Below are 7,233 nucleotides of genomic sequence, written 5' to 3'. Positions count from 1 at the left end.
GGGTGGAACTCGTAGCTCAGCGGCAGCTCAAAACCCTTGTGCAGCAAGGTCGTGGGGTAGGCCGAATCGTCCAGGGCCGCGGCGTCCTCGCTGATCAGCAGGGACTGGTCGAAGTCCAGCAGTTCGGGGTCCCGCTGCCGCGCGTCCTTCCACCACTTGTCGAAGTGCCGCTCGGAGACCACTTCCTTGCCGATCCGGGCGTCGTAGAACTCGAACAGGGTCTCGTMATCCACCAGGATGTCCCGGCGCCGCATCCGGGCCTCGAGCTCCTCGACCTCGTGGAGCAGGGCACGGTTGCGGTGGAAGAACTTGTGGTGGGTCTGCCAGTCGCCTTCAACCAGCGCGTGCCGGATGAAGAGCTCGCGGCAGAGCTCGGGATCCACRTTGCCGTAGTTGACCCGCCGGMTCGGAATGATGGGCACGCCGTAAAGAGTGACCTTTTCGTGGGCCATCACCGCGCCCATCTTCTTGGACCAGTKCGGTTCGCTGTAGCTGCGCTTGACCAGGTCCGGCGCCACCTGCTCGGCCCACAGCGGATCGAACTTCGCCGCGACGCGGGCCCAGAGCCGGCTCGTCTCCACGAGCTCCGCGGCCATCACGAAGGTGGGGGACTTCTTGAACAGCGCCGAACCCGGGAAGATCGCGAAGCGGCTGCCGCGGGCGCCGGCATACTCGCGCTTGCGCTCATCCAGGATGCCGATGTGGCTCAGCAGCCCGGAAAGCAGGCTGATGTGGATGCCGTCATGGTTGCCCACGGGATCGGCCAGGCGCTTGTTGTCCAGGCTGATGCCCAGCGGCCGGGCGAGCTGGCGCAGCTGGGCGAAGAGGTCCTGCCATTCGCGGACCCTCAGGTAGTTGATGAACTCGTTCCGGCAGAGCCGGCGGAACGCGGTGGAGGACAGTTCCTGCTGCTTCTCCTGCAGGTAGTTCCAGAGGTTCAGGTAGCCGGTGAAGTCCGAGTTCTCGTCCCGGAAGCGGGCGTGCTTCTCCGCGGCGAGCTGCTGCTTATCGGTCGGACGCTCCCGCGGGTCCTGGATCGTCAGGGCGGCGGCGAGGATCATGACTTCGCGGACGCAGCCGCGCTTGCCGGACTCGACGATCATTCGGCCCAGGCGGGGGTCAACCGGCAGCTGGGCCAGTTGCTGCCCGACGGCGGTCAGCCCGCCACCGTTCCTGCCGCCGCCGCGGCCGGCCGCCTGTCGGCGGCCCGGGCGTCCGCCGCCGTCGCCCGTTTGTTCCTCGCCCCTCTGCTCCTCGCTCCTTTGTTCCTGGCTCCTTTGTTCCTGGGTCCGTACGGGGCTGAGGGCGCCGAGTTCGCGCAGGAGGCTGACGCCGTCGTTGATGGCGCGTGAATCCGGCGGTTCGACGAAGGGGAAGTTCTCCACGTCCTTCGGTCCGCGGGCCACACCCATGGCGGTCATCTGCAGGATGACGGCCGCGAGGTTGGTGCGCAGGATTTCCGGGTCMGTGAACAGCGGCCGGGACTCGAAGTCATCCTCGGAGTACAGCCGGATGGCGATGCCGTCCGAAACGCGGCCGCAACGGCCCGAGCGCTGGTTGGCCRAGGCCTGGGAGACGCGCTCGATCGGCAGGCGCTGGACCTTGGTGCGGTGCGAGTAGCGGGAGATGCGGGCCGTGCCGGTGTCGATGACGTACTTGATGCCCGGGACAGTGAGCGAGGTTTCGGCGACGTTGGTGGCTAGCACGATCCGGCGGTTTCTGCCGGGGTGGAAGACCTTGTGCTGCTCCTGCAGGCTCAGCCGGGCGAAGAGGGGAAGGACTTCGGTGCCGGCCAGCCGCCGGTTTGACTGGATGCGGGCGTTGAGGGCCTCCGCCGCGTCCCGGATTTCGCGCTCGCCGGAGAAGAAGACAAGGATGTCGCCGGGGGCTTCGAGGGCGAGCTCGTCGACGGCGTCGCACACCGCGTCGAGCGGGTCGCGGTCCTCTTCGAGTTCGTCGTCCGAGGTCGAGCCTTCGCCCGCTCCGTCTTYGGCGCCGGCACCGGCGCCGCCGGCGGGCTGGGAGAGCGGCCGGTAGCGGATCTCTACCGGGTACGTCCGGCCCGAGACCTCGATGATGGGAGAGGGCTCCTCCTCGCTGCCGAAGTGCTTGGCGAAGCGTTCCGGATCGATGGTGGCCGAGGTGATGATGATCTTCAGGTCCGGGCGCTGCGGCAGGATCCGCTTGAGGTAGCCGAGGATGAAGTCGATGTTGAGGCTGCGCTCGTGGGCCTCGTCAATGATGATGGCGTTGTACTTGCGCAGCAGCTTGTCGCGCTGGATTTCCGCCAGCAGGATGCCGTCGGTCATGAGCTTGACCTTGGTGGAGCGGCTGACCTCGCCGGTGAACCGGACCTGGAAGCCGACCTCCTGGCCGATCTCGACGCCGAGTTCCTCCGCGATGCGCTCGGCGACCGTGCGGGCCGCGAGCCGGCGGGGCTGGGTGTGACCGATCAGTCCGTTCTCACCCAGGCCGAGTTCCAGGCACATCTTCGGGATCTGGGTGGTCTTACCCGAACCGGTCTCGCCGGCGATGATGGTCACCTGGTTGGCCGMGATGGCGGCCATCAGATCTTCGCGGCGCTCGGAAACCGGCAGCTCGGCGGGGTAGGAAATATGCAATGTCATGGCTGGAGACAGTCTACTGGGACGGACTGTCCGGCGGGCCCTGCGCATAGTGGGGCCCGGCTGGCGGAGCCGGGCCCGGTGCGGGTGTGCGGACTCAGAAGTTCCGCAAGGTGTAGTTGACGCTGGGGAGATCCCGGGCCGTCCAGTACTCTTCCKAGCGGACGGGCGGGTTGTGGCCGAGGCCATCCTTGCGCAGGGCACCGATGGTGGCTGTGATGATGGCGATGATGAGGATGATGAGGGCGATTCCGAGGAGTTCCATACCTCCATGGTTCTCCCGCCCGCAGATGAAAAAAAGTGGCAGAAATGCCCAAAAAGCTATAATTTCTGCCACACTGGAATCATGATCAAATCAGTGGCAATGATCGTGGTCCCCAACTTCTCCATCTTCGAGTTCGCGACCGCTTTCGAGGTCTTCGGCATTGACCGCTCGGACCGCGGAAACGGCGTGCCCGCCTTCGATTTCCGGGTCTGCACCCCGGAGCCGGGCGACGTCCCGCTCAAGTCCGGACTGTCCATGCACGTCAGCTTCGGGCTGGAAGCGGCTGCGGACGCGGACCTGGTGGTGATGGCGCCCTACGGCCGGGACGAGGATGTCCCGGAGTCCGTCCTGGACGCGCTGCGCGCCGCCCATGCCCGCGGTGCCTGGGTGATGTCCATCTGTTCCGGGGCCTTTGCCCTGGCCCGGGCGGGGCTGCTTGACGGCCGCCGCTGCACCACGCACTGGCACTACTCCCAGGAACTCGCCAGCCGGTACCCTGCCGTCCTGGTGGATGAAAACGTCCTCTACGTCGAAGACGACAGGATCATTACCAGTGCCGGGACGGCCGCGGGGATCGATGCCTGCCTGCACCTGATCCGCACTGAATTTGGTGCCAAGGTGGCCGCCGGCATCGCCCGGGACATGGTGGTCCCGCCGCACCGCGACGGCGGCCAGGCCCAGTACATCGATCGGCCCATCCCGCAGTGCGGTTCGGAGCCAATGGAACAGCTGCTGCAGTGGATGGTCCGGCACCTGGACGAGGAACACCCGGTCAACGAACTGGCCGCCCRGGTCCACATGTCGCCACGGACGTTCGCGCGGCGGTTCCGCTCGGAAACGGGGGCGACCCCGGCGGCGTGGCTCAACTCGCAGCGGGTCCTGCGCGCCCAGGAGCTGCTGGAGACCACGGAACTCAACATTGACGAAATCGCGCGGGAAGCCGGCTTCGGGCATTCGGTCCTGCTGCGGCACCACTTCGCAAAGGCGCTGGACACCAGCCCGCAGTCCTACCGGCGCACGTTCCGGGGGCACCTRGCAACGRCATAAGCGGCATCCGCCAGGGGTAACGGCATAGGCAGCACAGGATGACGACGGCTACGTGAGGTCCGGCGGCCCGGCCTCCTCGGCCGCAGCCCGGGCACTCTCGACAAGGTCCCGCCAGGGCCCCGTCAGTTCACGCTCCGGCAGGACCGCCCGGCGCTGATCGGCCCGGATGCTGTACATGAACCGGTCCGGCTGGCCGGTGGCCGCGCCGGGCCCGGCGACGTCGTCCCACGGGCATGCCTCAATGAGCGGCTGCCACCGGTCGGTGTCCTCAGGCGGCTCGGGCCGGACGGTCCATGTCCTTTTCATTCCGGCCACGCCGCCGCTTCGCTGGACGATTATCTTCATGAGTCTGCGATCCTCACGACCTGGAGGCTGGGTTGGGATGCTGCGGCGTTTAGATGGCGCTGCGCTGCAGCTTCACCTTCACAGTTTCCCACGCGGACCGCACGGCGTCATGCTCCTTGGAATCCGCCCCGAAAAGTTCCTTGGCAGAGGCGGCAGTGGCCTTGGCGAAGGCGCCGAAGGTGGCATTCGGCGCCAGTGTGCCGCCGGTCAGGGTGTCGTACCAGATCTGCGCGGGGGCGTCCCAGGCGTTGCCGCCGAGGGCCGTGGCAACGAGGCAGAAGGCACGGTTCGGGATGCCGGAGTTGATGTGCACCCCGCCGTTGTCCGCGCTCGTCCGTACATAGGAATCCATCGAGTCCGGCTGGGGATCCTTGCCGAGGACGTCGTCGTCGTACGCGGTACCGGGCGCCTTCATGGACCGCAGGGCGGCACCCTGAACCTGGTCTGTAAAGAGTCCTTCGCCGATCAGCCAGCTCGCCTCGGCGGTGGACTGCTGCTTGGCGTACTGTTCCACGAGGGCGCCGAAGACGTCGGACAGGGATTCGTTGAGCGCGCCGGCCTGGTTGCGGTAGTTCAGGCCGCCTGAAAACTGCGTAACGCCATGGGCGAGTTCATGGCCGATCACGCTGAGCGACTTCGTGAACCGTTCGAAAACAACGCCGTCGCCGTCGCCGAACACCATCTGCCGGCCGTCCCAGAACGCGTTGTCGTAGCGCTTGCCGTAATGGACTGTGGCCTCGAGGGGAAGGCCCTTCCCGTCAATGGAGTCCCGGCCAAAAGCGTCCGCGTAGAGACGGTGTGTGTGGCCCAGTCCGTCGTAAGCTTCGTCCGCGGCCGGATCCCCGCTGGGCGGCTTGCCTTCGTTGCGGACCAGGCTGCCGGGCAACTGCTCCAGGGACCGGGCGTCATAGATGGTGCGTTCCGGTGCCCCGGGCTTGAGCCCCCGCGCGGCGGGGACCGCMAGCAGGGTCAGCTCAGCGCGGGACGCCTGGAAAGTCTTGACGTGCAGCAGCGCCTTCTGGGCGGCCTCGGCCGCGCCCGAGAAGCCAGGTTCCTGCTGGGCGGCCAGGCGGCGGAGCAAATAGGGCGGAACGATGGAACAGTACCCGCCRGAACGGTAAGAAACGGAACGGTAAGAAACGGAACGGTTAAAGGCGGAACGGTAAGAGACAGAACGGAACATGTGAGACCCCCTTCATGCTTCGGGGCGTGCCCGGTAGCCCGCCACCGATGAACACAGCCTACGAGCGGGCACCGACAATCGGCAGGGGGAGAGCCGCTGGTTTTGCGCGTTCTTTCCGCCGGATTCCGTGCAAAAGACCCGGCACAAAAAAACCCCGCCGTTTCAATGAAACGACGGGGTTTGTCTGTACTGCCTAACTGCTGTACTGCCTATCTTCTGTGCCCTCGATAGGATTCGAACCTACGACCTTCTGCTCCGGAGGCAGACGCTCTATCCCCTGAGCTACGAGGGCAGTCAGGGTTCCTGCCGTTTCCGGCGGGACGTCCTAGAGCTTAGCAGGAAGGTGGCCTCCAACGGAAAATCGGCGCCCGTCGGTCGCATGAGGCGCGTGCAGAGCGCGTGCCGAGCGCGGGCTGAGGGGGCAATGAACACGGTCACGCGCGGGACGGACAGGCGGACCAGCTGCCCGCCCCGCCCGTCATGCCGGGCGCCAGATTCCGCCACACCTCGGGCCCACCGGTAGGCTAGAACTGTGACCCCTGAAGAACTCTCCCTCGCCATATCCGCCTGCCTGAAGGACGCCGTCGCGGCAGGCGAGATTGCMCTTTCCGCAGCCGACATCCCGGACGAGGTGCGCGTCGAGCGCCCGAAGAACAGGGACCACGGGGACTGGGCCACCAACGTCGCCCTCCGGCTGGCCAAGACGGCAGGCACCAACCCGCGGGAGTTCGCGTCCGTCCTGAGCGCCCGGCTGAAAACGATCGACGGCGTTTCCGCGGTGGACATCGCMGGCCCGGGCTTCCTGAACATCACCGTGGACGCCGCGGCCGCCGGCGCCCTCGCCAAGGCGATCGTCGAAGCCGGCGCGGAGTACGGCACCAACACCGCTCTCGCCGGGCACGTGGTCAACATGGAGTTCGTCTCGGCCAACCCCACCGGCCCGCTGCACATCGGCCACACCCGCTGGGCGGCCCTCGGCGACGCKATCGCCCGCGTCCTCCGCGCCTCCGGCGCCGACGTCACGGCCGAGTACTACATCAACGACGCCGGCTCCCAGATGAACGTGTTCGCCAACTCCGTGTTCGCGAGGCTGCACGGCCGGGACGTGCCCGAGGGCGGCTACCCTGGCCAGTACATCGCCGACCTCGGCCATGAGGTGCTCAGCGAGCACCCCGGCATCCGTGAACTCACCGAAGTCGCAGCCCTGCCGGTGATCCGTGGCGCCGCGTACAAGGCGCAGATGCACGACATCAAGCAGACACTGGCCGGGTTCGGCGTCGACTTTGATGTTTTCTTCTCCGAACAGGAACTCCACGACGCCGGCGCGATCGAAGATGCCGTCGCCCGCCTGCGCGAACAGGGCCACGTTTTCGACGACGGCGGCGCGGTGTGGCTGCGCACCACCGACTTCGGCGATGACAAGGACCGCGTGATGATCCGCGCGAACGGCGAGYCGACGTACTTCGCCGCCGATGCCGCCTACTACCTGTCCAAGAAGGACCGCGGCTACACCGAGAAGATCTACCTCCTCGGCGCCGACCACCACGGCTACATCAACCGGCTCAAGGCCATCGCGGCCGCCGCCGGCGACGACCCCGAGGTCAACATCGAGGTCCTGATCGGCCAGCTGGTCTCCGTCAACGGCGCCAAGCTGTCCAAGCGTGCCGGCAACATCATCGAGCTCAAGGACCTCATCGACTGGCTCGGCAAGGACGCCGTCCGCTACTCGCTCGCCCGGTTCACGGCCGATTCGCCGCTGACCCTGGACC

6 protein-coding genes and 1 tRNA gene are annotated in these 7,233 nt (G+C 66.8%); 2 read left to right on the top strand and 5 right to left on the bottom strand.

Translation table 11 applies throughout. The annotated features are described in order from the left end of the window. Together hrpA and AC1DBQ_RS20225 are read right to left on the bottom strand one after the other, a co-directional pair. A partial coding sequence (gene hrpA / locus AC1DBQ_RS20230; RefSeq protein ID WP_476930211.1) for an ATP-dependent RNA helicase HrpA occupies nt 1-2,627 on the bottom strand: 2,627 nt, incomplete at its 3' end. A 94-nt stretch (nt 2,628-2,721) separates the two neighbouring features. Continuing rightward, nucleotides 2,722-2,889, bottom strand: coding sequence for a hypothetical protein (locus tag AC1DBQ_RS20225; RefSeq protein WP_476930210.1), 168 nt, complete (start codon nt 2,887-2,889; stop codon nt 2,722-2,724). Between the two features lie 81 nt (nt 2,890-2,970). On the opposite strand from AC1DBQ_RS20225, the gene AC1DBQ_RS20220 reads away from it, so the two are divergent. After that, nucleotides 2,971-3,936 (top strand): GlxA family transcriptional regulator, encoded by a 966-nt coding sequence (locus AC1DBQ_RS20220; protein WP_476930209.1) that lies wholly within the window; start codon nt 2,971-2,973, stop codon nt 3,934-3,936. Nucleotides 3,937-3,984: 48 nt separating this feature from the next. On the opposite strand, the gene AC1DBQ_RS20215 is transcribed toward AC1DBQ_RS20220, so the two are convergent. The 3 genes from AC1DBQ_RS20215 to AC1DBQ_RS20205 all read right to left on the bottom strand — a co-directional run bounded on the left by AC1DBQ_RS20215 (nt 3,985) and on the right by AC1DBQ_RS20205 (nt 5,756). Next, nucleotides 3,985-4,281, bottom strand: coding sequence for a protealysin inhibitor emfourin (locus AC1DBQ_RS20215; protein ID WP_476930208.1), 297 nt, complete (start codon nt 4,279-4,281; stop codon nt 3,985-3,987). Nucleotides 4,282-4,330: 49 nt separating this feature from the next. Beyond that, nucleotides 4,331-5,362 carry a M4 family metallopeptidase gene (locus AC1DBQ_RS20210; RefSeq protein ID WP_476930207.1) on the bottom strand — a complete coding sequence of 344 codons (1,032 nt, stop codon included), beginning with the start codon at nt 5,360-5,362 and terminating at the stop codon, nt 4,331-4,333. Nucleotides 5,363-5,683: 321 nt separating this feature from the next. Next, a tRNA-Arg gene (locus AC1DBQ_RS20205) sits at nt 5,684-5,756 on the bottom strand. Between the two features lie 240 nt (nt 5,757-5,996). On the opposite strand from AC1DBQ_RS20205, the gene argS reads away from it, so the two are divergent. Further along, the coding region (gene argS, locus AC1DBQ_RS20200) for an arginine--tRNA ligase (RefSeq protein WP_476930206.1) at nt 5,997-7,233 on the top strand (1,237 nt) is incomplete at its 3' end.

The organism is Arthrobacter sp. 10T413_2, assembly GCF_056394205.1.
Note: the sequence above shows the minus strand (reverse complement) of the source record. Positions and strands in the feature narration are given on the sequence as shown.